Annotated in this window: 22 protein-coding genes; 9 read left to right on the top strand and 13 right to left on the bottom strand. The window is 64.2% G+C overall.

What is annotated here, in order from left to right:
• Positions 1 to 178 precede the first annotated feature (178 nt).
• The 5 genes from GWQ44_RS15775 to GWQ44_RS15755 all read left to right on the top strand — a co-directional run bounded on the left by GWQ44_RS15775 (position 179) and on the right by GWQ44_RS15755 (position 4,532).
• On the top strand, positions 179 to 517 hold the full coding sequence (locus GWQ44_RS15775; protein WP_047305496.1) for a GRAM domain-containing protein: 339 nt from the start codon (positions 179 to 181) through the stop codon (positions 515 to 517).
• A 90-nt stretch (positions 518 to 607) separates the two neighbouring features.
• Entirely contained in the window at positions 608 to 1,645 is a 1,038-nt protein-coding gene (locus tag GWQ44_RS15770) for a hypothetical protein (RefSeq protein WP_275927743.1), read from the top strand.
• A 119-nt stretch (positions 1,646 to 1,764) separates the two neighbouring features.
• A complete protein-coding gene (locus GWQ44_RS15765; RefSeq protein ID WP_275927742.1) occupies positions 1,765 to 2,814 on the top strand; it encodes a hypothetical protein in 1,050 nt (349 codons plus the stop codon).
• 440 nt (positions 2,815 to 3,254) lie between these two features.
• Positions 3,255 to 3,611 carry a DUF3077 domain-containing protein gene (locus GWQ44_RS15760; RefSeq protein ID WP_275927741.1) on the top strand — a complete coding sequence of 119 codons (357 nt, stop codon included), beginning with the start codon at positions 3,255 to 3,257 and terminating at the stop codon, positions 3,609 to 3,611.
• Positions 3,612 to 3,719: 108 nt separating this feature from the next.
• Complete coding sequence (locus GWQ44_RS15755; RefSeq protein WP_275927740.1) at positions 3,720 to 4,532, top strand: alpha/beta fold hydrolase; 813 nt, start codon at positions 3,720 to 3,722, stop codon at positions 4,530 to 4,532.
• A gap of 116 nt (positions 4,533 to 4,648) precedes the next feature.
• Here the strand turns inward: GWQ44_RS15755 and GWQ44_RS15750 are convergent, their stop codons facing one another.
• From GWQ44_RS15750 to dsbD, 4 genes are all read right to left on the bottom strand, one after another.
• Complete coding sequence (locus GWQ44_RS15750) at positions 4,649 to 8,002, bottom strand: AAA domain-containing protein (RefSeq protein ID WP_275927739.1); 3,354 nt, start codon at positions 8,000 to 8,002, stop codon at positions 4,649 to 4,651.
• A 94-nt stretch (positions 8,003 to 8,096) separates the two neighbouring features.
• On the bottom strand, positions 8,097 to 8,864 hold the full coding sequence (gene dsbG, locus GWQ44_RS15745; RefSeq protein WP_275927738.1) for a thiol:disulfide interchange protein DsbG: 768 nt from the start codon (positions 8,862 to 8,864) through the stop codon (positions 8,097 to 8,099).
• Positions 8,840 to 9,703 carry a TlpA disulfide reductase family protein gene (locus GWQ44_RS15740; RefSeq protein WP_016964932.1) on the bottom strand — a complete coding sequence of 288 codons (864 nt, stop codon included), beginning with the start codon at positions 9,701 to 9,703 and terminating at the stop codon, positions 8,840 to 8,842. Before GWQ44_RS15740 ends, dsbG begins: the two co-directional genes overlap by 25 nt.
• On the bottom strand, positions 9,703 to 11,442 hold the full coding sequence (dsbD, locus tag GWQ44_RS15735) for a protein-disulfide reductase DsbD (RefSeq protein ID WP_275927737.1): 1,740 nt from the start codon (positions 11,440 to 11,442) through the stop codon (positions 9,703 to 9,705). The genes GWQ44_RS15740 and dsbD overlap by 1 nt, the downstream gene beginning before the upstream one ends.
• A 154-nt stretch (positions 11,443 to 11,596) precedes the next feature.
• Here dsbD and GWQ44_RS15730 point away from each other — a divergent pair, with 154 nt between their 5' ends.
• From GWQ44_RS15730 to GWQ44_RS15715, 4 genes are all read left to right on the top strand, one after another.
• Positions 11,597 to 12,274 carry a response regulator gene (locus tag GWQ44_RS15730; RefSeq protein WP_016965114.1) on the top strand — a complete coding sequence of 226 codons (678 nt, stop codon included), beginning with the start codon at positions 11,597 to 11,599 and terminating at the stop codon, positions 12,272 to 12,274.
• A complete protein-coding gene (locus GWQ44_RS15725; protein WP_275927736.1) occupies positions 12,275 to 13,600 on the top strand; it encodes an ATP-binding protein in 1,326 nt (441 codons plus the stop codon).
• 234 nt (positions 13,601 to 13,834) lie between these two features.
• Complete coding sequence (locus GWQ44_RS15720) at positions 13,835 to 15,247, top strand: aspartate aminotransferase family protein (protein WP_275927735.1); 1,413 nt, start codon at positions 13,835 to 13,837, stop codon at positions 15,245 to 15,247.
• 82 nt (positions 15,248 to 15,329) lie between these two features.
• Positions 15,330 to 15,554 carry an MbtH family protein gene (locus tag GWQ44_RS15715; protein ID WP_016965112.1) on the top strand — a complete coding sequence of 75 codons (225 nt, stop codon included), beginning with the start codon at positions 15,330 to 15,332 and terminating at the stop codon, positions 15,552 to 15,554.
• Positions 15,555 to 15,984: 430 nt separating this feature from the next.
• On the opposite strand, the gene GWQ44_RS15710 is transcribed toward GWQ44_RS15715, so the two are convergent.
• The 9 genes from GWQ44_RS15710 to GWQ44_RS15670 form a co-directional block, all read right to left on the bottom strand.
• Positions 15,985 to 16,812 (bottom strand): class I SAM-dependent methyltransferase, encoded by an 828-nt coding sequence (locus tag GWQ44_RS15710; RefSeq protein ID WP_275927734.1) that lies wholly within the window; start codon positions 16,810 to 16,812, stop codon positions 15,985 to 15,987.
• 213 nt (positions 16,813 to 17,025) lie between these two features.
• A complete protein-coding gene (locus GWQ44_RS15705) occupies positions 17,026 to 18,009 on the bottom strand; it encodes a zinc ABC transporter substrate-binding protein (RefSeq protein WP_275927733.1) in 984 nt (327 codons plus the stop codon).
• The gene (locus GWQ44_RS15700) at positions 18,010 to 18,909 is read right to left on the bottom strand and encodes a metal ABC transporter permease (protein WP_011062450.1); all 900 of its coding nucleotides are present in this window, start codon (positions 18,907 to 18,909) and stop codon (positions 18,010 to 18,012) included.
• On the bottom strand, positions 18,909 to 19,652 hold the full coding sequence (locus tag GWQ44_RS15695; RefSeq protein ID WP_275927732.1) for a metal ABC transporter ATP-binding protein: 744 nt from the start codon (positions 19,650 to 19,652) through the stop codon (positions 18,909 to 18,911). The genes GWQ44_RS15700 and GWQ44_RS15695 overlap by 1 nt, the downstream gene beginning before the upstream one ends.
• Positions 19,649 to 20,578, bottom strand: a complete 930-nt coding sequence (locus GWQ44_RS15690) for a metal ABC transporter substrate-binding protein (RefSeq protein ID WP_275927731.1) — start codon at positions 20,576 to 20,578, stop codon at positions 19,649 to 19,651. The genes GWQ44_RS15695 and GWQ44_RS15690 overlap by 4 nt, the downstream gene beginning before the upstream one ends.
• A 28-nt stretch (positions 20,579 to 20,606) precedes the next feature.
• On the bottom strand, positions 20,607 to 21,179 hold the full coding sequence (locus GWQ44_RS15685) for a DUF6162 family protein (protein ID WP_275927730.1): 573 nt from the start codon (positions 21,177 to 21,179) through the stop codon (positions 20,607 to 20,609).
• Positions 21,176 to 21,514: a hypothetical protein gene (locus tag GWQ44_RS15680; protein WP_275927729.1), complete on the bottom strand. Its 339-nt coding sequence runs from the start codon at positions 21,512 to 21,514 to the stop codon at positions 21,176 to 21,178. The genes GWQ44_RS15685 and GWQ44_RS15680 overlap by 4 nt, the downstream gene beginning before the upstream one ends.
• Entirely contained in the window at positions 21,514 to 22,059 is a 546-nt protein-coding gene (locus GWQ44_RS15675) for a thiamine pyrophosphate-binding protein (protein WP_275927728.1), read from the bottom strand. Before GWQ44_RS15675 ends, GWQ44_RS15680 begins: the two co-directional genes overlap by 1 nt.
• Positions 22,056 to 23,267: a PepSY domain-containing protein gene (locus GWQ44_RS15670; protein ID WP_275927727.1), complete on the bottom strand. Its 1,212-nt coding sequence runs from the start codon at positions 23,265 to 23,267 to the stop codon at positions 22,056 to 22,058. The genes GWQ44_RS15675 and GWQ44_RS15670 overlap by 4 nt, the downstream gene beginning before the upstream one ends.
• Between the last annotated feature and the right edge of the window lie 18 nt (positions 23,268 to 23,285).

Below are 23,285 nucleotides of genomic sequence, written 5' to 3'. Positions count from 1 at the left end.
TGCGCCTCGTTCCTCCAGAAAGATCGCGTATTCAGGCTTTACGGCCGCTGCATAACCGAGCGGTCTCTACAGGAAGCCTATTCAGGGGGGAAATAGAAAGGCAGTATTCAGCTAAGGGTTTTTGTTTGCCCTTATCGATTGGACTGAGCATGAAGAAAAAATAACAAGGATGCACCGAATGAAAGCAGAGTTGCGAGGCGGCGAAAAAATCATCAAAGAAGGGGCGGCAAACCTTCAAAGAAATATTGAGACGGTGGGCGGAAGGCTTTTTCTGACGAACCAGCGTCTGCTATTTGTCGCGCATAAAATTAACTTCCAAAGCGCTCCTGACGAGGTTGAAATCTCAAACATCCAGTCATTGCAACCGGCATGGACTAGATTTTTAGGTCTTATCCCCATTTTCCCCAACTCTTTATCTGTTTTTACAAAGCAGGGTATAGAGTCTCGATTTGTACTATTTGGCCGTGACGCATGGGCTGCTGCCATTGCTGCAACCATGAACGGGGCCAATGGCTAAATAACCTTCAGTTTGAAATAGTTCGCCGCGCATTGCCCGACAGCAGCCCTGTCGGGCTTTGTCGTTTCAGACAGTTCAAGGACCGGAACCATGGCAGAACCGCTTTATTGGCACGACATCGAAGATACGTTGGGCAACTGGAGTGGCCTGGGTGTCGAAGTGCAGCCAAATGCCACGGACAAACCGCCGCTGTACCTGCGCAGCGGCGCCAATGCCCGGATCAGGTTGATGCACCACGACACGCCATTGTTCTGGGCCACCCTGGCCCGCGACCACGGCGGCGTCTGGCTGGTGCGCAACCCGCTGGCCGATGGTGCCGAATGCCGGTTGCTGGCACCCATCGACTCATCCACGGTCGAACAGCACGCGGCGCTGGCGCCCGAGCGGCGGATCAAGGCCTGGAGCCGCTATTTCGTCAGCCGCCTGAGTGAAAGTGCCCGGCACTTTCTCACCCCCGGTTACTGGCTGGCCCAGGGCCTGCTGCCGGAGCCTGACAGCACCGCGCGTGGCCTGGATAATTGGCGCTTCAGCTCGCGGGACGATGCCCTGACCCACCTGCCCAACTGGCGGCTGTACGGCGAGGATTTTCTCGACAACCTGCAACCCCAGCCCTTGGAATGGATCGACTGGTGGCACGGCGGCGGCAAGCTTATCGGCCTGCACCGGGTCGACCCCGAGGCCGGGCGCTTGAAGTGGTGGCGCAAAAAGGCTCGCGAAGGCAGCCTGCCGCCGGTGCTGCTGTGGTACGTCGGCGGGCTGGCGTCCTATGTGGTGATCGACGGCCATTACCGTTTGCAGGCGGCCCTGGCGGAAAATCTCGCGCCGGCGTTCATCGTCCTCAGCGCCACCCGGGTGCGCGACTTCGCGCCCAGCCCCGAGCACCAGCAGCGGGTCATGGACTCGTTGCGCAAGCGCGGCGACGCGGTGCCGCGCAACCAGGCCCTGAGCACCGATAACCTCAACCGGGTGTTGATCCAGGCCTTCGATGACCGGCCGCAGTACCGCAGCGCCACCCAGGCCTGGGCCAGCCATGAGCCGGAGGCGCAGTGGTGCGACGAAGTGCGTCAGTGCCTGAGCGGGCAGGGGCTTGAGCAAGAGCTGGAAGCGGTAATCGCTCGGCGTGGGTAGGGCGCTGGCCGCCTTCGCTGGCAAGCCAGCTCCTACAGGCGAAAGCGTCCTCCAGACATCTGTTATATTCGCGCCCGCCTGCCGCAGGGCCGGTCATTGATCAAGGATTAGGGACAATCGTGGAACAGATTTTCTGGCGTGACATCGAGGATTTGGCCGGCCAGTGGAACGGCCTCGGCGTAGACGTCAAACGCCCGGCCAGCGGCAAGCCCAACCTGTGCCTGCTCAGTGGCAACAACTGCCGTATGCAGATGGTGCTCGGCGACCAGACCCTGCTCTGGGGCACCATGTCCCGCTGCCTGTATGGCGTGTGGCTGGTGCGCAATCACCTGCCGGAGCAACTGCCGCAGACCCTGGTGGGCCCCATCGACTCGCCCTTGGTCGAGCAACAGGCACGCCTCGACCCGGCCCTGCGCCTCAAGGCCTGGAGCCGCTTCTTCGTCGAGCAACTGATGCAGCACCAGCCGGACTTCTTTTACCCCGGCTACTGGCTGGTGCGGGCCCTGCGCCCGGCATCGCAGAAACCGATGCGGCCGCTGCTGGAGGGCACCGAAGCCTGGTACTTCAAGGGCGGTGAAGATGCCCTGAGCCATATGCCGCAGTGGGCGATCTATGGTCGCAACATCCTCGACAACCAACAGGCCGGTACGGCGCGCTGGGTCGGGTTGGGGGAGTACGGTGGCGCAGTAGTCGGCCTGCATGCCGTGGACCCGCATTCCGGGCGCTTGAAGTGGTGGCGCAAAAAGGCCCGCGAAGGCAGCTTGCCGCCGATCCTGCTGTGGTACGTCACCGGTCTGAGCTGCTATCTGATTCTCGATGGCCATTACCGCCTGCAGGCGGCCATCGATGAAAACCTGCCGCCGGAGTTTCTGGTGCTCAGCTCGCCGCGGCTCTACCGCTATCGCCCCAACCCGCAAGAGCAGCAGAAGGTGCTGGGGGCGCTGCAAGTGCAAATCCAGCGCAAAAAACTGGACACCGGGCGCTTCAACCAGTTGCTGATCAGCACCTTCGACGACCGGCCGTATCACGGCTTCGGCAGCCAGTCCTGGGCAGGGATTGCCTCGGAGCAGGCGTGGATCGACCAGGTCAGCGGCATTCTCAAGGAGCGCGGTGACCTGAGCGACCTGGAGGAAATCCTCGAACGCGATGCGCCGGAAGAATATCGCTGAGGCCCAGCCCTAAGGCGTACACGCCCTCTGTAGGAGCTGGCTTGCCAGCGAAGAGGCCCGCAAGCCATGCGCCAACCTGACGGACGCCTTCGCCGGCAAGCCGGTTGAAAGGTCGCTGGAATGGCGTTTAGTCGCTTTCTTTTGTAAGGCAAATCCGAGAAACTGCGGGCCGCTTGAATGCGCCTGGTGGGCGGGCTAGGGTTCCGGAGCCATCGCCCAATCGATGGCTCGGATGTGCAAGTCCGACTGTTACCAGACGCATAATCGCTCAGTCATGCCTGAGCGATTTCATGTTCGCCGTGTTATGGCGGCCGTGCGCGGGAGATCTGCGGATCTGCCGGGGTTCTGGTAACTCGGTCTTGCACACCCGCGTATGGCTGCCACCTTATTCGTGTGCAAGCGAACGGTGTCGGCTCCTTGTCATTACCAGGAGTTTGACCATGAAAAAGCTCGTCCCCGATCCCCCCACTTCCTACCGCGATCCCGCCCTTAAAGCTGCCAACGCCACCCTGCGCGTGGCCCTGGCCCAGCAACCGCTAGACCCCGCGCTGTTCCAGCTCACGACCCAAGCCAAACCCGTTTCCCCCGACTCGCTGTTCAGCGTGCGCGAAGGCGTCAGCGCCGAAGAGGCCTTGGTGCATGTGTCGCTGTTGCTCAAATGCGCCGAAGAGGTGTGCGATGAAATCACCCAGCAGGGCAGCGGCCTGGAGCGCGGGCTGATCTGGTCCATGGTGCATTCGGTGGAGATGGCCCGCGCGGTGGTGGAGGCCTTGCTCGACGGCCAGCGCGGGCCTTGAATCCGGGCATTTCCTGATACGTTTTTGTCGCCCCGGTCCGATTGACTGAGCCTGGTTCACGGCACAGTCTGTCGGACCTTTTTCGTCATCCCCTGCAGGAGCTAGCCGATGCCTTTCGCAACCCTCGATGGACAACCGTTGCACTACCTTGACCAGGGCCAGGGGCCGGTGGTGTTCCTGGCCGGCAGTTATTTATGGGACACCAGCATGTGGGCGCCGCAGATCGAGGCGTTGTCGGCGCAGTACCGGGTGATCGCCGTGGACCTGTGGGGCCATGGCCAGTCCGGCCCGCTGCCTGAAGGTACGGCGTCGCTGGACGATATGGCGCGGCAGATGCTGGCCTTGCTCGACCATTTGCACATCGAGCGGGTGACGTTGGTGGGCTTGTCGGTGGGCGGCATGTGGGGCGCGCGGCTGGCCCTGGCGGCGCCGCAGCGCATCGACGGTCTGGTGCTGATGGACACTTACCTGGGCGCCGAGCCTGAGCCGACCCGGCAGTATTACTTTTCCCTGTTCCAGCAGATCGAGGACAGCGGCCTGATCGCCGAGCCGCTGCTGGATATCGTGGTGCCGATCTTCTTCCGTCCGGGTATCGATCGGCAGTCGGCGCTGTTCCAGGATTTTCGCGCCAGCCTCGTGGCGCTGCCGGCCGAGCGCCTGCGCCAGAGCGTGATTCCCATGGGGCGCATCACCTTCAGCCGGGCGGATCTGTTGGATCAGCTGCAGCGCCTGGATGGGCACAACACCTTGCTGCTGTGTGGCGATCAGGATCAGCCGCGGCCGCCGGCGGAAACTGTCGAGATGGCCGAGCGCATCGGCTGCCCTTATCAGTTGGTGCCCGAGGCCGGGCATATCTCCAGTCGTGAGAATCCGGCGTTCGTGACCCGGGCCTTGCTGGCGTTTTTACAGCGCCACGATTGAAGCCTGATTCTTCCGAGCTGGCTTGCCGGCCAAAAGGCCCGCAAGCCATGCGCCAAGCTGACGGAGGCCGTCGCCAGCGAACACTCTGAAAGGTCGCTGGAGTGGAGTGACGGTATTCAGCTTGAAATCTGTTCTTCCAGAGGATTCAGTTGCGCCAGAAATGCAGCCGCGCCCATTCTTTTCAAGGGGTATTTGCCACGGCTCACGGCTTCGAAATACCGCAGCGACCCCCAGAGTTTAAAGTCCCCCACCAGATAGACCCGACGTTTGGCCCGGGTGAGTGCAACATTCAGCAGATTGGGTTTGGATGCAGCCCACTGCGCAGCTCCTGCATGATCAAGGTCGGCCCCCAGCAGCATGAAGACGGTGTCTTGTTCTTTACCCTGGAAGGTATGCACGGTGCCGATGGAGGATTTCAACCATTGCTTCAATTCCCCCGAGGGCAATTTCGGACGATGGTTGGGGCTGGCCCAAGCAGCTGCGCGTATGGCTTTTTGCAGGGCCAGGCGCACCGCCTTGAACGGTGAAATCACGTACAGCTGCGGCAGTTCTCCGTCGCGCAAGTAGAGTTGCCCGAGAAGGTCGACCATGAACTCGATCTGTTTAGGCACGACTTGTTTGTGTTCGACATGGCCAGGGATGTCGACCCAGCAACTGGAGCTGTAGACCGGGGCGCCCTGTTCGGCATGGGCACTGGGCAGACCAAAGACCATCTTGTTGCCGTAGGCGATCTGATTCGACAGGCTGAACATGGGTTCGATGCAGCGTCTGTGGACCCTCAACGGGCTGCCGATCCACAGTTCTTCGTCGGTATCGTTCCTGAAAACGCTTCCATAGCGATTGTTCTGGTCCGCCAGGCTCTGCACCGACACGCGATTGGGGGCGAAGGCTTGGTTGGCGGTGTGTACTGACAGCTGGCCGAGTGCCTTGACCAGGCGTTGCGGCAGGGTGAAGACCGGTTCGATTTGCAGAGGGTCGCCCACGATCATGGCTCGTTTAGCCCGCCACAATGCGCCGACGGCTGCCTGAGGCACGGCTTGTCCCGCTTCGTCGATGTACAGCCAGCCCAGCGAGCCGGCGCCCATCCCGCGGAACTGGTTGGCAAAGGAGGCAAAAGTACTTGAAACCACCGGTATCACCATGAACAGACTTTGCCAGAGCAGCTGTGTGAGTCGTTCATCCTCGGGCGTCTTGTTGCTCAGCAATAGGCTGATGGCGGTGAGGTTGGCGCTAAAGCCCTTGCCGTTCGAGCCCGAGGGGGCAACCTCGGCAAGCCAGGCTTCATGCAGGGTCAAGGCCGCGGCGAATAATGTCGAACGCAAGTGATTGAGTGCGGCATCGTGCCAAAGCCCGTTTATCTGGAAGTCGCGGTCTTCCAGTTCACTCAGATGACCTGGCAAGTTCGGACGCCCCAGGCGGACGGCGAAATCATCCAGGGATTGGCACTTGCCCTGCCACTGTGTTCTACGCGTGTCCAATTCGCTCTCACAGAACAGCAATGAGGTTTGCGCCTCTTCAAGTTTCGGGATCAGGCTGTTGTCGAGCAGGCTTTTCGCGCTGTTGATCTCTGCGTGCGCCTGACGCTGCAACCGGGCATTTTCCTGTTGTTCATCTCGATGTGTCCTAGCCGCTGGCGTGTTGAACAAGCGCTTCCACCATGCCGGGCGACCGCGATCTATCAGGCGTTCCAGTTCCTGAAGGCTGGCCAGATGTTGCTTGGACGCCTGGAGTTTCTGCTGGTGTTGGTCCAGCGCCTGCTGGGCGGATGCCTTGAGCTGTTCGGCCTGATGGAAGGCCTGTTGTTGAAGGCCCAGGAAGCTGTGCTCGTCGGTAGCCGACATCTCACTCAGCAGGCTGGCGTAACGGGCCCGTTCCTCCAGCGCTTTGCTGACAGCCTCATCGGCTTTTTTGAATGCCGCGCGGGCCTCCTTGAAGCTGGGCCCTTTGTATTCATCCACCCATTGACGAATCGTCAGTGGTTTATGGGGGACGGTGGAATCCACCGGGTTGAAGAACATGCGCTCCTGCAAGGCTTTTCGGTTGCCACTGTTGCCCAGTGCGGCGCAGATCAGTCCCCAGGGTTTGTCCTCATCGGACAGTTCGCCGATGCTGCCATCACTGCTCTGTGCGGCAACTTTATGGGCAACCGGTTGCAGGTACTGAACGTTGCTCCAGCCTTTTCCCAGCGACTTGCGTTTGGGCAAGTCTCGGGAAATGTTTTCTACGGCGGCATTGTTAGAGGAGGCCACCACCATTTCATAGCCGGTCAACTCGGGTTTGAGCGCGCGAAGGGTGTAGGTATTTGCCATGCCCTTGAAGGTGACCTGAGGCTTTTTTCCGCCAACGAATGCATCCGCTGCGTCGCTGTATCCCGCCAGGACCCGGGCCCGACGCACAATGTTCTCTGCGAACATGTCACGCAATAAAGTCGTTTTACCGGTTCCCGGCGGGCCGTTGACGGTGAACACACCGCTGTCTTGCAACGTGCCAAGTGCGCTGTTGATCGCGAACTGTTGCATCAGGCTCATGGCATGGCCCGGTTCATCCGGCCAGTGCCCAGGGTTGATGCATTGCGGTTGCAAGGCCTGATAGAGAGCCTTGCGTCCATTCTCGGTATACAGGTCAATTCGTTTGCTTGGATCGGCTTCAGCCAGGTACTGCAACAGAGCAGGGGGCTGTTCTCCACGCTGCAAGCTGGCGATCGCACGCTCGATATCTTTTATGAAAAAGCTGTTGAGTATGTCGATCTCGGTATCGGCTTCTTCTTCGTCTTCGACTTTCGCGACCTGTGCTGCTGAAGGTTGGGTGAGCGGCTTTTCGACCTTGGGCTGAGTCAGCACCTGAAGCAGCGCAAGAGGGGCGCGGCCGTCCTGGTCCGGGGTAAAACGGGCCCAGTTGCACAGCAGTTGATGCAGATACATGACCTCGTCGGCCGTCAAGGCCGGGTCATCATTTTGCTGGCGCTGTCCATGGAAGTTGTGCAGCAGTTTTGCCAACTGCTCCTTGGCTTCCTCGAAGGCTTGGTGGCCCAGGGCATCAAGCCCCTTGGTGATTGTTTGCCCCAACGCCCAAGGCGCGGTGGACAGTGAGAGGGCATCGAGTTGAGGAACCGCTTGAGCATTGAGCTTGATCTTGGCGAAGCAGGTCAGCCCTTCAAGCTCCACCCGTTCCTGTTCTTCGTAGAACGTGTTTTCGTCGATTGCGCAGGCGGCCAGGTGCGGTTCGCAAAGGGTGGCAATGACGGAGGCGTCAAAAACCCCGATATAGAGATTGAAGCCTGTGATTTTTAGGTCATCGGGTATGGAAAAAGTGCGCCAATGGCTGTGCTGGAGATCTTCCCGCGAGAGCCATCGGGTCTCCCATTTTTTAAAGTCCTCGACATATTTCTCAAGGGCATAGGGTAAAAAGAATTCCACCTTATGCCAGTAGTCGAGAATCTCTAGAAGCCTGGCTTGTCCTTGAGCTGTCAAAGCGTCACATCCCTGTCAGTGTAAAAAAGACCGTAGTGTAACGCTGTCGATAAGGCTAAAGGCCATTGCTGGTTCAGGGATGGGGGCATCTCGCTTATTTCGGACCGAGAATCTGCGTCAGCTTGCCCGGCGCCGGGGCGCCTTGCTGCTGTTGCAGCTCGCCCTTGTCGTCGAGGTAGAAGATCGCCGGGGTCGCCGACAGTTCCAGTTCTTCCATCAGTTTCATGTTGGCGTCGAGCTTGGCTTGCACGGCTTTCGGGATGCTATCCAGGGCCCTGAGGTTGCTGCCCTTGCCGGCCTTTTCATGTTCTTCCAGGGCCTGTTGCGGGTCCTTGGCGGCCAGCAGGGCGGCGGATTTGCCCGGGCTGTCTTCGCGGATGATGCCCACCATGATATGCCGCAGTTGCACCTTGCCGGCGTTCACCCAGGGCCGCGCCTGTTGCCAGAACATGTTGCAGTAGGGGCAGTTGGGGTCGCTGAACAGGTAGACGATGCGTGGCGCATCGGCCTTGCCGTCGGCGATCCAGTTGCTCTTGTCCAGGTTGTTCCAGACTTCCTTGGCCATCGGTGCGTAGACCAGTTTCTGCAGCGGCTCGACGCTGAGGTCCTTGCCGTCGGCGTCGTACAGGTTGCCCAGCAGCACGTGCTTGCCGTCCGGGGTCAGGTACAGGGCCATGCCTCGGTTCTGGTACTGCGCGGCGTAGCCCTTGAGGCCATCCGGGGCATCGAAGCTGCCGAGGATCTTGGCGCCTTTTTCTTCGATCTTGCGGATCGGCGCGGGCAGTTCTTCGGCCTGCAGCAGCGGCGCGTTGAGCAGGGCTGCGCCCAAGGACAGGCTCAGCAGGTGGCGGATGAAGGGCATGGCAGTTTCCTTGCAGGGGCGACCGGGGTCGGATGGGCGTCGTCGAAGTTTTCCAGGGCGCGGGCCAGGCTGGCTTCCGAGAGTTCACCCAGGTGACTGCTCAGCAGACGGCCGTCGGCGCTGTAGAACAGTGTAGTGGGCAGGGCCATGGAGCCCACGGCCTGGCCCAGTCGGCCGCCGCTGTCGAACAGCACGTTGTCCAGGTTCAGTTCCTGGGTGGCGAGGAAGGTGGCCACGCTTTGCATGCTTTCGCCCTGGTTGACGAACAGGAAGGTCAGGTCCGGACGTTGCTGCTGGGCGCGTTCCAGGACCGGCATTTCTCGCCGGCACGGCGGGCACCAGGTGGCCCAGAGGTTGATCACCAGGGGCCCGCCCTGGTAGTCGGTGAGCTGCACGGTGTCGCCGGTGGCATTGCGCAGGGGCATCTCCGGCAGGCGGGTGCCCTGGTCGTAGAGCGTCAGGGACAGGCTGGCCAGCAGCCAGAAGGCCAGGCCGCTGGCGATACCGGCGCCCAGGGGGCGGCGCAGCGGCGGGCGTTTCCAGCCCCAGGCCAGGGCCGCCAGAAGCATGATGATGACCCCCGGCCAGGCCAGGAAACCGCCGTCGCGCAGGTCGATGATCAGCCACAGGTTGTGCTGGTAGTGCTTCCAGTAAGCGATGACGAAGCAGATCCGCGCCGCGAGCATGCCCAGCAGGAACAGCATGAACAGCACCGATTCCGGGTTGTCGCCGCCGCGCTTGGCCACCCGCCAGCCCACCAAAGTGGCCAGGGCCAGGGCACTGATCAGCAGCAGGTGGTTGAGGGCGATGGCGAAGGTGCCGATGGTAAAGGTCAGCATCAACGGGCTTCCCGGGTCTGGGTCCAGCGTTGCAGGAAGGCCGTGGCATCCACTTCACCCGTGATGCGCTGGCCACGGCGTTCGCTGCCGTCCGGGCCGATCCACAGGAAGCTGGGTGGGCCGGGCACTTTGTAGCGGCTGAGCAGTTCGCGGCCGTCGGCGTTGTCATGGGTGACGTCCAGGCGCAGCAGGCGCACGTCTTTCAGGGCGTCCTGGACCTGGGGCTGGCTGAACACGGTTTTCTCCATGATCTTGCAGGACACGCACCAGTCGGCGTAGTAGTCCAGCAGCACCCACTGGCCCTGGGCCTGGGCGCTGTCCAGGGCCTGTTGCAGCTCGACGGGCGACTTGACGGTGGTGAAGGCATCGTGGGCCGTGGCGCTGCTGGCCACGCTGCCACCGCTGTAGACCTTCAGCGGTCGCCACAGGTCATCGCTGCCACCAGCAGCGCCCACCAGCAGCACGCTGCCCCACAGGCCAAACAGCACGGCGGCAGCGCCGAACAGGTGCAGCAGGCGCCCGGCGATGGCCCGGTGCTGCCAGGCGCAATAGGCCAGTACCAGGGCCAGGGCGCCCCACAGACCGATCCACAGGCTGCTGCTGAGCACCGGGCGCAGCATGTAGATGGCGGTGCCCAGGAACAGGAAACCGAACACGCCCTTGAGCAGGTTCATCCACGGCCCCGGCTTGGGCAGGAAGCGGTTGCCCACGGTCACCAGCAACAGCAGCGGCAGGCCGATGCCCAGGCCCAGGGCGAACAGCGCCAAGCCGCCAAACAGGGCGTTGCCGGTTTGGGCGATGTACAGCAGGCCACCGGCCAGGGGCGCGGTCATGCACGGGCCCACCAGCAGCGCCGACAGCGCACCGAGCACGCCACAGCCGATCAGGCTGCCGCCCTGGCGCTGGCGGCTGGCGCCTTCCAGGTGGTCGCGCAGAAACGCAGGCATCTGCAATTCAAAGAAGCCGAACATCGGCAGCGCCAGCAGTACGAACAACGCGGCGAAGCTGCCCAGCACCCAGGGTTGTTGCAGCCAGGCCTGCAGGTTGCTGCCCAGCAGGGCGGCGATCACCCCCATGCCGGCATACACCAGGGCCATGCACAGCACGTAGCTGGAGGCCAGGGCCAGGCCCCGGCGCGGGCTGGCGCCGCTGCCGACAACGATCCCCGCGAGGATCGGCAGCATCGGCAGTGAACAAGGGGCGAAGGCCAGCAGCAGGCCGAAACCGAAGAACGCCAGCAGGCTCAGGCCCCAGGATTTCTGCTGCAGGTCATTGGCCAGGCGTTGGTCCTGGGCGGCGCTGTTGGCCGCTCCCGCAGCGACGCTCGGCGCGCCGCCGAGGTCGACTTCCAAGGTTTGCGGCGGGTAGCACAGGCCGGCGTCGGCGCAGCCCTGCCAGCCCAGCTTGACCTTGCCGCTGGCGGCGGGCGGCAGCTTCACTTCCAGGCCCTGGCGATACACCGTCTGCTCGCCGAAGAATTCGTCGCTGTGGTGTTCGCCGTCCGGTAGCGCCGGCTGATGCTCCTGTGCCAGGCCCTCGAACTTCAGGCGTTTCTGGTACAGGTAGTAGCCGTCGGCAATCTGCCAGAACAGCTGGGTTTCCCCGGAAGGCAGGCGCTCGGAGGTGAAGGTGAAGGCCTTGTCCACCGGCAGGAAGTCGGGCTTGACCTCGAACGGATTGTTGCTGGCGTGAGCCAGGGTGGTGAACAGCATAAACAGCAAGATGAGCAATCGACGCATGGTCAAGCCTTAAACCGGTGCAAGTGGGAAGCACAATGGCGGGTCCTGATTAACCGATGATTAACCATACTTGGGTTGTCGCGTGGCAGTGGCGGGCATAATGTCCGCTTAATCCGCCGCCTGCCTAATCAACGCCTTTGTTACAGGACCGACCATGCACGTACTTGTCTGTGAAGATGATGAGCTGATTGCCAGCGGAATAGTCGCCGGCCTCACGGCCCAGGGCCTGACGGTCGAGCATGTGGCCTCTGCCTCGGCGGCGCGGGCGATGCTCGGCGTGGCCGATTTCGACGTGATGGTACTGGACTTGGGCCTGCCGGATGAAGATGGTTTGAAGTTGCTCAAGCAACAGCGCCAGCAGGGCCTGGAGATTCCGGTGCTGATCCTCACCGCCCGCGACTCGGTGACCGATCGGGTCGACGGCCTGCAGGCCGGGGCCGACGATTACCTGCTCAAGCCCTTCGACCTGCGGGAACTGGCGGCGCGCCTGCACACCCTGTTGCGCCGGGTGGCGGGGCGCAGCGTCAACCTGATCGAGCACGGGCGCCTGACCTACGACCCCAGCACCCGGGAAACCCGCCTGGGCGGCGAGCCGGTGGACCTGTCCCGGCGCGAGCAGGCGCTGCTCCAGGCGCTGCTGCACAACCGCGGCCGGGTGCTGTCCAGCGAACAGCTCAAGGACAGCGTCTACGGGTTCAACGATGAGCTGGAAAGCAACGCCCTCAACGTGCACATCCACCACCTGCGACGCAAACTGGGCAACGGCATCGTCGAGACGGTGCGCGGCCTGGGTTATCGCCTGGGGCCGGCCGATGGCCAGGAGAAGTCCTAAGTGAGGAGCCTGCGCCTGCGCCTGAGCGTGACCCTGGGCGCTGCCTTCATTCTGATCTGGACCCTGGCTGCGGCCTGGATGCTCAGCGATCTGCGCAATCAGATGATGTTTTCCCTGGATCAGCGGCTGGTGGCTTCGGCGCGCATGGTGGCCGGTCTGCTGGAGCAGATGCCGGCGCTGCCCTCCGACACCCATGCCCACCCGATTGCCAGCGCGGCCTTGACCATCCCCGGGGGCATGGCCTGTCAGGTCAGTTCCCTGCGCGGGCAGGTCCTGGCCCGCAGCCACAGCACCCCGGAACACACCCTGGAAGCCGAGAAGCTGGGCTTTCACGACCAGATGATCGACGGCGCGCCGTGGCGCACCTTCACCCTGGTGCGCGGTGATCTGCGCATCACCACCGCCGACCGCCAGGTGGAGCGCGAGGCCCTGAACATGTCGGTGCTGCTGGCCGCCTCGGTGCCGGTGGGGGTGGCCTTGCTGGGTTGCCTGTGGCTGTTGTGGCTGGGCATCGGCCAGAGCCTGGCGCCGCTGAACCGGATTCGCGACGCGCTGATGCGCCGCAGCGCCGACTCCCTGGAGCCGTTGCAGATCCAGCCCATGCCCAGCGAATTGCGACCGCTGGTAGACACCCAGAACCAGCTGTTCCAGCGCATCGCCAAGACCATCGAACGCGAACGCCGCCTGACCGGCGACGCCGCCCATGAACTGCGCAGCCCGCTGACCGCGATCAAGACTCACCTGCAAGTGGCGCGCATGACCGACGGCGCGGCCCGGGATCAGTCCCTGGCCCGGGCCGAGGAGGGCGCCGACCGCCTGCACCGGACCCTGGAGCAACTGCTGTTGCTGGCCCGGGTCGAGGGCAGCCTGTCGTTCGATGACGGCGTGCACTGCAACGCCGAGCAAGTGGTTCGCCTGGCAATCCAGGATGCCGCCGTGGGCGCCCGGCAGCGGGTCAAGGTGCACCTGGGAGAGCACGCCGCCGAGGCCCCGGTGGCCATGCCCTCGACCCTGGCGATTGCCGCCTTGCGCAACCTGCTGGACAACGCCCTGCGCCACACCCCGCAAGACTGCCCGGTGGAGTTGAACCTGGAGCTGGTGGCCGGTCGCCTGCGTTTCCAGGTGCGTGACCATGGCCCGGGGATTGCCCAGGAAGACCTGCAGCACCTGACCCAGCGTTTCTGGCGCAACAGCCAGAGCACCGGGTGCGGTCTGGGTCTGGCGATAGTCCAGGCCATCGTCCAGCGTTGTGGTTGCGAGCTGCGTTTCGACAGCCTTCCTGATGGCCTGCGGGTCGAACTGACCCTGCCTGCCCACCGCGCCTGACCCATCACCGTCCTCTGTAGGAGCTGGCTTGCCAGCGAATAGGCCCGAAAGATCGCCTTCGCCAGCAAGCTGGCTCCTACGGGGCGGTATGTGCAATTTCCTCGCCCTGGGGTGTAAATCCCGACCTCGCTGGTGCGTTTCCAGAACAGGAAAACCTGCCCGTGCGCACCCTGCTTCGGCTGCGCGTTCGGCCGGTAGCCGTTTTGCTCAAATTGCAGCGCGAGGGTTCGAGACATGTCAGCCGTTACCAGCCTTATGGATGATCAGCCGGTGGCCCTTGCCGCCATCCCGGCCGAGACGCTTTACCAGTTCGACGAGTCGCCCCTGCTGGCCCGCCAGAGCCGTCAGGAATCCAATGCCCGCAGCTATCCGCGGCGCATTCCCCTGGCCTTGAAGCGGGCCAGCGGCATCCACGTCGAGGACGTCGAAGGCCGGCGTTTCATCGATTGCCTGGCCGGTGCCGGGACCCTGGCCCTGGGCCACAACCACCCGGTGGTGATCGCCGCGATCCAGCAGGTGCTGGCCGATGAACTGCCGCTGTTGACCCTGGACCTGACCACCCCGGTCAAGGACCAGTTTGTCCAGGACCTGTTCGGCCTGTTGCCCGAGGCCCTGGCCGCCGAGGCGAAAATCCAGTTCTGCGGGCCCACCGGCACTGACGCCGTGGAGGCCGCGCTGAAGCTGGTGCGCACCGCCACCGGGCGCAGCACCGTGCTGTCGTTCCAGGGCGGTTACCACGGCATGAGCCAGGGCGCGCTGAGCCTGATGGGCAGCCTGGGGCCCAAGCGGGCCTTGGCCGGCTTGCTTAACAGCGGCGTGCAGTTCCTGCCCTTTCCCTATGACTACCGCTGCCCGTTCGGGCTGGGGGGCGCCGAGGGGGTCAAGGTCAACCTGCATTACCTGGAAAACCTGCTGACTGACCCGGAAGCGGGCGTGGCCCTGCCGGCGGCGGTGATCGTCGAGGCGGTGCAGGGCGAGGGCGGGGTGATCCCCGCGGACCTGGACTGGCTGCGGGGGGTGCGGCGCATCACCGAGCGGGCCGGGGTGGCGCTGATCGTCGATGAAATCCAGAGCGGCTTCGGTCGCACCGGCAAGATGTTCGCCTTCGAGCACGCCGGGATCATTCCCGATGTGGTGGTGATGTCCAAGGCCATCGGCGGCAGCCTGCCGCTGGCGGTAATGGTCTATCGCGACTGGCTCGACACCTGGCAGCCGGGGGCACACGCCGGGACCTTCCGTGGCAATCAGATGGCCATGGCCACCGGTTCCGCGGTGATGCGCTACCTCAAGCAGCAGCGGCTGCCCGAACACGCGGCGGCCATGGGCCAGCGCTTGCGCGAGCACTTGCTGATCCTGCAGCGCGACTACCCGCAACTGGGGGACGTCCGTGGCCGTGGCCTGATGCTTGGTGTCGAGCTGGTGGACCCGGCCGGCGCCCCGGATGCCCAGGGCCATCCGCCGCAACATTTGCGTCTGGCGCCCCTGGTACAGCGTGAATGCCTCAAGCGCGGCCTGATTCTCGAACTGGGCGGGCGCCATGGCAGCGTGGTGCGCTTCCTGCCGCCGCTGATCATCAGCGCGGCGCAGATCGACCAGGTGGCGGACATCTTCAGCAAGGCGGTGGCCGCCGCGGTGGCCAGCCTCTAATTTTTCGCAGCCTCGATTCGTTCCTTCTACACAACCGTCGCGCCTGGGGCGCGGCGTTCCTAATTAGCGATGGAGACAAGCAATGACTTCAGTATTCGACCGTGAGGACATCCTGTTCCAGGTGGTGGTCAACCACGAAGAGCAGTACTCGATCTGGCCCGACTACAAGGCCGTGCCCCAAGGCTGGCGTACCGTGGGCAAGAGCGGCTTCAAGAAGGAGTGCCTGGCCTATATCGAAGAAGTCTGGACCGACATGCGCCCCCTGAGCCTGCGCCAGAAAATGGACCAGCAGGCCGTGGCCGGCTGATCTGCAACCTGTAGCCGCTGCCGAGCCTGCGAGGCTGCGCAAAGGGCCGCAGGACCTTCAGCGATCCCAAGAGCAGCGTCTCCTGCGGAGTCGTTCGCAGCCTGCGGCAGCGGCTACAAAGATCCCGGATCAAGATCGTTCTGTAGCCGCTGCTGAGCCATGGCGAAGCTGCGCAAAGGGCCGCAGGACCTTCAGCGATCCCAAGGGCAGCGTCTCCTGCGGAGTCGTTCGCAGCCTGCGGCAGCGGCTACAAAGATCCCGGATCAAGATCGTTCTGTAGCCGCTGCTGAGCCACGGCGAAGCTGCGCAAAGGGCCACAGGACCTTCAGCGATCTCAAGGGCAGCGTCTCCTGCGGAGCCGTTCGCAGCCTGCGGCAGCGGCTACAGAGGCGCTGCCTTCTTGAACTTGGCGGTTTTTCATGCCGGGCGATCAGCCCCCGCGCTTGACGGCCTGCAGGGTGTAGCTCAGCGGCAGGCGCCATGGCGCTTCCTTGAGTCGCCATTCGCCGCGTTCATCCACCACCATCTGCCCGGGCAGGGCCTCCCAGGGAATGCTCTGGTGCTCCACCAGCCCGGTGATCTGCAAGCCCTGGCCCAGCAAGGCGCTGATGATTTCCCCCAGGCCGTGGTTCCACTCGTGGGTCACCGTGGCCTTGAGGCTGCTGTCGGTTTGCACGTAGGTGGCGTCATCGTCCCAGACCAGCGGCTCGCTGCGTTCGAAGTAGGGGTATTCGACCCGCAACGAGTCGCTGTGATCTTCATTGAGGGCCCAGAGCATCGGATGCCCCTCGCGGATAAACAGCCGGCCACCGGGCTTGAGCAGGGCGCCAACGGTCTGTGCCCAGCGCTCGATGCTCGGCAGCCAGCACAGCGCGCCGATGCCGGTGTAGACCAGATCGAAGCTGCCCTGGGGCAGTACCTCGGCGGCCAGGAACACGTCCGACTCGTGGTAGTCGATTGGCGTGTTGCAGCGTTGGGCCAGGGATCGGGCTTCAGCCAGGGACGCTGAGGAAAAGTCCACGCCGCTCATCTGTGCGCCGAGGCGCGCCAGGGACAGGGTATCGGTGCCGATATGGCATTGCAGATGCACGCCGCGCAGGCCCAGGATGTCGCCCAAGAGAGAACGGTCGAACTGCACGACTTCGGAGAGAAACTGCGGGTCGTCGACGAAGCGCTGCACCGCGTAATCCGCCGAGGCGGCGTGCAGGGGCGCGCGTTCGTCCCAATTGGTCTTGTTGAGTGTCAGGTATTCGCTCATGGAGTGGCCTTCCTGTTCGGGCATTGTTGCGACGCGCAGACTAGCACCGGGAAATGAGCACAATCTTGAGGGAATATGTAAGCGACCCCGGCCCCCTAACCCCCCTCTGTAGCCGCTGCTGAGCCATGGCGAAGCTGCGCCAAGGTCCGCAGGACCTTCAGCGATCTCAAGAGCGGCGTCTCCTGCGGAGCCGTGCGCAGCCTGCGGCAGCGGCTACAGGGCCAGGGCCTGGGTGACTTTCTGCAGGTTGCCTTCCAGTTCGTTGAGCGGGTCGGCGCTGTCGGTTTCAAGGACCAGCAACTGGCTGCCGCCGGCGCTGATGGCGGCTTTCAGGGCCTCGGACGGCTGGCGGTGGTGCAGGACCAGGGCCACGTCGTTGTCCTTGAGCTGGGCTTGCAGCTGCTGCAGCGCCTCGGGTGTCCACTCGTTGTCGGCGCGGGCGTCGACTCCCACCAGTTCCAGGTTCAGGCCGCTGACCAGATAGCCGAAGTGCTCGGAGAGGCTCAGCACGCTGAGGTTGTCGGCCTCGGCCAGGCGCGCTTCGCTGTCGGCGCTGAGTTTCAGCAGGCGCTGTTTGAGCCCCGCCAGGTTGCTTTCGATCTGTGGCTTGGCTTCGGGGGCCAGCCGTGCGAGGTCGGCCGCGAGTACGTCGGCCATGCGCCCCAGGTTGTTGCTGGACAGCCAGGGCTGGGCGTTGAGCCCGTCGCTCTTGCCCGGTTGCAGGGCCACCCCGGGCAGGGCGCCGTCCACTGGGCGGGCGGCATCGATCTCGACGATGCGGATGTTGCTGCGCCGGGCATTGGGGTACAGCGGGTCGTCCGGCCAGATCGAGCGCAGGCCGATCACCGCGTCGGCATTCAGCGCCAGCTTGCTCAGGGCCGGGGCGCCGCGCCCGGTGAAATAGGCAGTCTGCCGCGAGCCGGGAAGGTTGGCCGGGGCCGCCCGCTCCAGCTTGATGTCTGTGCCTTGCAGCAGCAGTTGCCCGAGGCCGAAGGTCACCGGCAGCGAGGCCAGCACCGTCAGCGGTTTTTGCGCGGTGGCGCTGTGCAGCGCGGTGTTGCCCATGCCGTGGCTGGCTACTACGCGCATCGGCTCGAAGTGGTCACGCTCGGCCAGGGCCGGGGTGCTGATCAGGCCACCGAGGGCCAGGGCCAGGCTCAGCTGACGCAATGACAAGTGACGCAATGAACTGTGCATTTATCCGATATTCCCTTTCAGGCTGGGGACAGTGCCGCGGGCGATGGCGGCCAGGGCGAAGGCCACGCCGGCCACCAGGATGATGGCCGCGCCGGAGGGCACCGGCAGGTCGAAGACGATGGGCAGCAGGATGCCGCACAGGGTGCTGACGGTGGCGATGCTCACCGAGATCCAGAAAAAGCCCTTGAGAGACTGGCTGAGCAGGCGGGCGGCAGCGGCCGGAATCACCAGCAGCGCGCCCACCAGGATGGCGCCGATAACCTTGACCGCGGCCACGGTGATCAGGGTCACCAGGATCACGAACAGGTAGTCCAGGGTCTTCACCGCCACTCCGCGCACGGCCGCCAGTTGCGGGTTGAAGCTGGCCAGCATGATGCGGTTGTACAGCGGCAGGCTCAGGCCCAGCACCAGGGCGCCGACGATCAGCAGCACCAAAAGGTCGTTGCCGTTGACCGTGAGCACCGAGCCGAACAGCACGTTTTCCAGGATGTGCACGTTGATCTTGCCGGCCAGGATCAGCAGCAGGCTGGCGCCCAGGGCCAGGGACACCGAGAGGAACACCCCGATCAGGGTGTCCGGAGCCAGCCCGGTGCGGTTGCGCAGGTAGTTGAGGAGGATGCCGAACAGCAGGCAATAGCCGAACAGGCTGCCGTAGGGGCCGGTGTAGGGCTCGCCCAGGAGAATGCCGATGGCCACCCCGGTCAGCGCCGCGTGGCCCACGGCTTCGGAGAAGAAGGCGAAGCGCTTGACCACCACCAGGGTGCCCAGGCCACCGAGCACCGGGCCGATCAGCAGCCCGGCCAGCAGCGCATTGACCACGAACCCATAGGCCAGGGCTTCGGGCAGGTAGCCGGCCGAGGCCCAGCCCTGGACCATCAGGCGAAAAGCTTCATAGGTCATCAGGCAGCGCTCCCGGCGGCTCGTGGATGGGTGGAGAACAGGCTGAGCAGGCGCTCCGGGGTCAGGGTCTGTTGCGCCGGGCCGTCGAACAGCACCCGGCGGTTGAGGCCGGTGACCCGGTCCGCCAGGCGGCCCACGGCTTCCAGGTCGTGCTCGATCCACAAGAGGGTGATGCCGCTCTGGCGCCAGTCCTGGAGCAGGCGTTCGAAGACCTGGATCCCGGCCTCGTCCAGGGCCGACATCGGTTCGTCCAGTACCAGCAGTTGCGGGGCCGGGATCAGGCCCTGGGCCAGCAGCACCCGCTGGCGTTCACCGCCGGACAGGGCGCCCATGCGCCGCTTGCGCTTGTCCTGCATGCCGACCCGTTCCAGGGCCTCGCCTATGGCCTGGGCGTAATGCCGACTCAGGCCAAGGAAGGCCGGGCGGCGCTGGCACATGGCGGCCATGAAATCGTCCACGGTCATCGGCAGGCCGCGGTCGAACTCCAGGGCCTGGGGCACGTAGCCGATGGTGCCGGCCGCGCCGGGCCATTGCAGGCGCAATTGGCCCTGGTGCGGCATCTGCCCCAGCAGGGTCTTGATCAGCGAACTCTTGCCGCCGCCGTTGGGGCCCACCAGGGCGTGCACGCTGCCGGGCTGCACCTGGAAGGTCACGCGGTCGAGGATGGTGGTGCGGCCCAGGCTCAAGCTGACCTGATCGAACTCGATGGCCGGGCCGCGCAGCAGGGTTTCGATGGCGGTCATGCCCCGGCCTCCTGGATGGCCCGGACCACGGTGTCGAGGTTGCCTTTCATTTCCTTCTCGTATTTGTCGGCGCTGTAGTCGCCGTAGGAAATGTGCGACAGCGGGTAGAGCTTGACCCCGGATTCGCGCTGGATGGTCTCGACGTAAGTGGAGGGGAAGTCCATCTCCGAGAAGATCACCTTGACGTCCAGCTCGCGCAGTTGGTCGATGGTCTTTTTCAGCTGGCTGGGGCTGGGCTCGATGCCGTGGGCCGGCTCCACCACCGCGGTGACTTGCAGGCCGAACTCGCGCAGCAGGTAGTCGTAGGCCGCGTGCACCGTGGCCACCCGCAGGTCGGCGTTGGGCGCCTGGGTCAGCTTGGCCAGGGCGTCGGCGCGCAACTGGCGCAGGCGCTTGCCGTAGGCCCGGGCGTTCTGGGTGTAGGTCTTGGCGTTGGCCGGGTCCAGCTTGCCCAGCTCGCGGGCGATGTTGTTGACCTGGGCGATGGAGGCGCTGATGGAGAGGAAGGTGTGCGGGTTGACCACTTTGCCGGCGCCGCGGGCGGCGACTCCGGTGGCGGCCAGCAGCGGCACGTTCTCGTTGGCTTCGATCAGCGGAATGTCCGGGCGCTCGCTGGCGGCGATCATGCGGTCGGCGAAGTCATCGTGGCCCACGCCGTTGAGCACGATCACGTCCAGGCTGCCGATGCGCTTGATGTCTTCGGCGCGAGGCTCGTAGGCGTGGGGGTTGAAACCGGCGGGAATCAGCGGCACCACCTCGGCCTTGTCGCCGACGATGTTCGCCACGTAGCTGTAATAAGGGTGCAGGGTGATGCCGATGCGCAGGCGTTTGGCCGGGTCGGCGCTGACCAGCGGGCTGAGCGTCAGGGCCAGCAGGCCGATCAGCAGCCCCCGCAGAAAGGGACGGCGTTGCGATGAAATGGGCATGGGCAAGCGTTCTTCTCTCGGAATGGGTTCAGTGGCGATGCTGGCGGGTCACTCCGGCATCGAATTGCGCGACCACCTGTTGCCAGCCGGCGGCGGCCAGCCTGGCGTCGCTGAGATCGACCGGCACGGCGACGGACGGGTTGCGGTTGAGCCAGATGTCCACCTTGGCCGGGTCCTCGGGGTCCAGGCGCATCAGGAAGGAGCCGGCCACTTGCGGGGCCTGGCTCAGGCCCAGGTAGGCCTGGTCCTGCAATTGCCAGGCATGGCCGCCACGGCTGACCGAGCTGGCGTCCTGGGCGAAGGGGGCGAAGCCTTCCGTGGCCAGTTCCTCGGGCGTCGGCAGGCTCTGGTTTTCGGCGCGCAGCAGGTGGATTTCGTCGAGGGTCACCCGCAGGTCGGCATAGATCCCTTGCTCGCCGGCGCTGAGGTCGCGGCGGGCGTCCAGCTGGTGGCTGGCGATGCTCTGGGTCTCGGTGGTTTCACCGCGCCACAGCACCACCGTGGCGGCCACGCTCAGAATCAGCGCGCACAGCAACAGCACATAGAGGGTTTCGTGGCCGGCGCCGGCGGGGCGCACGACCTGGGTGGTGGCAGGCGTCATGGGGCCTCGATATCCGCTTGGTCGATCTCGACCACGTGGCCGGGACCCGCATCGAACAGTACGTAGAACTCGCTGGAGGGCTTCTTGAAGGTCAGGGTCGAATCGCTGCCGAGCTTGCCCGGCACCAGGATGGTTTCGTCGTAGCCGATCACGTCCAGGGTCACCCCCGGCGCGCCGCTGCCATCGGAAAAACCGCCGGTGCAGCGGATCTGCTCGGCGTCGATGGCCTTGCACTCGCACATCGGGTTGTGGGCCAGGGCGCTGTGGCTGAAGGCGGTGCCCAGCAGCAACAGGGCAGCGGCGCCGAGGCGCCGGGGGAGTACTGCGCGGATCATCATTTGCCTCCTTGTTTTTCGAGCCAGGCCACGGTGGCGGGGGACGCCTGGCTCAGGGGAATGGATGCCTGGTGCATGCTGCCGTCCCAGCCTTCCAGGGTGATCCACAGCTCGGCATCGGCCTTGGTCTTTTGCGGAATCGGCAGGCTGGCCCCCATGCGGTACGGGCTGCCGAAGAAGATCACCCCGGCGGCCCGCAGGCTGCGGGGTTTGCCGATGCGCAGGTAGGTGGCCTTGACCGGTTCGATGCAGGCATCGCAGAGGGCGGCGTTGAAGTCTTTCAGGTAGCCGGCGGCACCTTGCAGTTGCGGTGCCTGATCGCGCATTTCGGCCAGGCGCAGGCTCCAGGGACCGACCTGAATCTCGCCGATCTCTCGTTCTCCCAAGCCGCTGTCGCCGCGAAACAGCGAGGCATCGGCGAGGTACTTGGGCATGAAGCCCAGGGGAATCAGCAACAGCAGGATGTTCAGGTGGAAGCGCCACTGGTGCCAGAGCCGGCCCAGTGTCGAGGTGGAATCAGGGGTTGCCGGGGTCGCTTTGCTCACGGTTGGGCCTCCGAGGTTTCGACACTCATGGCGGGGATGGGCTTGGCGATGGGGCGCGGGCGGGCGGCCTTTTCCTCGCGTTTGAGGGCGTTGGCGGTGGCCAGGGCGGTGCGTTTGGTCCAGATCAGCAGGCCGCTGAGGACCATCATGCTCAGCACCAGGCCGAAGAAGAACCAGATCAGCTTGACCCAGATACCGCCAAAATCACCGGTGTGCAGCGGGCGCATGGATTCGGTGACGAACTCCAGGGCGTTGCGGTCCCCCAGCAGGTGCGCGGTATCCAGGGTGCCGGTGTAGGGATTGATGTTGGCGGTCTGGTACATCAGCGGATACCAGCCGCGGCCGCCGACATACAGATGGCTGTAGGCATTGCTGGGCAAGCTGACGAAGCTGATGTCGAATCCGGGAATTCGGGAGGTGGCGGTGCTGATGGCCTGGTCCAGGCCGATCATGGGCGGTGGGCTGCCATCGGCGGAGGTCGGTACGTGCTCGCGGGCGATGACCGGCACTATGGGTTCGCTGGAAATGCTGATCTGGTTGTCCCCCAGGATCGCCCGGATCAGGAACCAGATGCCGGTGATGGAAATCACCGCGATGAACCAGATCGACCAGATGCCGCTCAGGCGGTGCAGGTCGCCCCAGAAGATCCGCGCGCCATGGCGGATGCGCAAGGTGGGCTTGAAAAAGCCCTTCCAGAACTTCTTGTAGACCACCAGGCCGGTGATCAGCGAAGCGAGCATCGGCAGGCCGAGCAGCGACACCAGATACCAGCCCCAGCTGTAGCCATTGGTGAAGGGCACCAGCCACCAGCCGTGCAGGGCGCGGGTGAAGGCCTTGAAATCGAAGGCTGGGCTGACCCCCTGGATCACGCCGGTATAGGGGTTGACGTAGACCGTCACGCTGCGGCCATCGGGGTAGCTGACATCGACACTCAGGGCGAAATGGCTTTCGTCCGGGGTCACGATGGTTTCGATGCGGGTGCTGGGTTCGGCCTGCTTGATGGCCGCCACCACCTGGTCGTAGCTCAAGGGCCGGGCGTCATCGGAGGGTTTGCTGGCGCGCACGTCCGGATTGGCCAGCCACACGATCTCCTGGCTGACCACTGCCAGGGTGCCGGTGACACAGACGATCAGCACGAAGAACCAGATGGGCAGGGCCAGCCAGCTGTGCACCAGAAACCAGATTTTTGAACGGGACTTCTTCGACATGGAGTGGGCGTCTTGATT

This window comes from Pseudomonas sp. 3MA1 (genome assembly GCF_029237275.1).
Classification (GTDB): domain Bacteria; phylum Pseudomonadota; class Gammaproteobacteria; order Pseudomonadales; family Pseudomonadaceae; genus Aquipseudomonas; species Aquipseudomonas fluorescens_AP.
This window is presented reverse-complemented; position numbering and strand designations above follow the sequence as displayed.